At 77.7% G+C, this 798-nt stretch carries 1 pseudogene; it reads right to left on the reverse strand.

Going from position 1 to position 798, the window contains the following annotated elements:
- Nucleotides 1–402, reverse strand: a pseudogene (locus DQW85_RS21995) (AAA family ATPase); the annotation flags it as partial.
- Between the last annotated feature and the right edge of the window lie 396 nt (nucleotides 403–798).

Here is a 798-nt window from a genome sequence, read left to right on the forward strand (position 1 = left end):
CTGGGCGTCCGCGAGCCGTTCGGGCAGCTCCGCCTCCGTGGCGGCCACCTCGGCCTCCCGCTGCGCCAGCTCGTCCAGCTCGGCCGCCAGGCGGGCGAGCCCGCGATCGACGCCGATCAGCTCGGCGGCGCAGACGCGTACGGCTTCGGCCGCGGGGATCCCGGCCGCGTCGAGGCGCGCCCGCGCGAGCTTCAGTCCGGCGTCCTCGATGAGAGCGGGCAGCGCGGCGAGCCGTGCGGTGGCCGCCTCGTCCTGACCGGCGAGCCCGGTGAGCTCCTCCTCGACCCTCCGCAGGTCACGGCGGACCACCAGGAGCCTGGCCTCCTCGGTGAGCAGCTCGGACAGGCGCGCGATCTCCGCCTGCCGCTGCCGCTCCATGCCCGCCAGCCGTTCCGGCTCCACCCAGGCGGCCGGGATGGGGGATCCGCCGCCCTTCGCCGGTCGGTCGGGATTCGCCGCGGGTTCCGCATGACCCGCTCCGGGTCCGGCGGATGCGGGGGCCGTGGGTTTTCCGGGGCCGACGGGCGCGGGGGTCGTGGGTTCTCTGGGCCCGGCGGATGCGGGGGTCGTGGGTTCTCTGGGCCCGGCGGATGCGGGGGTCGTGGGGTCTCTGGGTGCGGGGCCAGCCGGAGGCAGGCCGTCGGAGCCGGTCGGGGCGGATGGCGCCGGGCGGCTGGACGTGACGGGTGCCGTCGCGGTGGGGGCCGTCGAGGTGGAGGCCGTGGCGAGCAGGGGGCGGGCGCGGGCGACGGCCACCACCATGGCGGGGATCGCCAGCGCGGCGAGCAACCATCCGAC

It is taken from the genome of Nonomuraea lactucae, from assembly GCF_003313395.1.
GTDB lineage: Bacteria > Actinomycetota > Actinomycetes > Streptosporangiales > Streptosporangiaceae > Nonomuraea > Nonomuraea lactucae.